Origin of the sequence: Gilliamella sp. wkB112 (genome assembly GCF_001690685.1) — a bacterium.
GTDB lineage: Bacteria > Pseudomonadota > Gammaproteobacteria > Enterobacterales > Orbaceae > Gilliamella > Gilliamella apicola_J.
In genome coordinates this window covers 1-325 of record NZ_LZGL01000011.1, presented here as the reverse complement: position 1 = coordinate 325, position 325 = coordinate 1, and the positions used below count along the sequence as shown (strand labels likewise).

Sequence of the window (325 nt, the reverse complement as noted above, 5' to 3'; positions counted from 1 at the left end):
TGTTTAATAAAAACACAGCACTGTGCAAACACGAAAGTGGACGTATACGGTGTGACGCCTGCCCGGTGCTGGAAGGTTAATTGATGGGGTTAGGCGTAAGCAGAAGCTCCTGATCGAAGCCCCAGTAAACGGCGGCCGTAACTATAACGGTCCTAAGGTAGCGAAATTCCTTGTCGGGTAAGTTCCGACCTGCACGAATGGCGTAATGATGGCCAGGCTGTCTCCACCCGAGACTCAGTGAAATTGAAATTGCCGTGAAGATGCGGTGTACCCGTGGCAAGACGGAAAGACCCCGTGAACCTTTACTATAGCTTGACAGTGAACA

At 50.8% G+C, this 325-nt stretch carries 1 rRNA gene; it reads left to right on the top strand.

Annotation, left to right across the window (positions count from 1 at the left end):
• Positions 1-325: ribosomal RNA gene (locus tag A9G12_RS04830) — 23S ribosomal RNA — on the top strand; the annotation flags it as partial.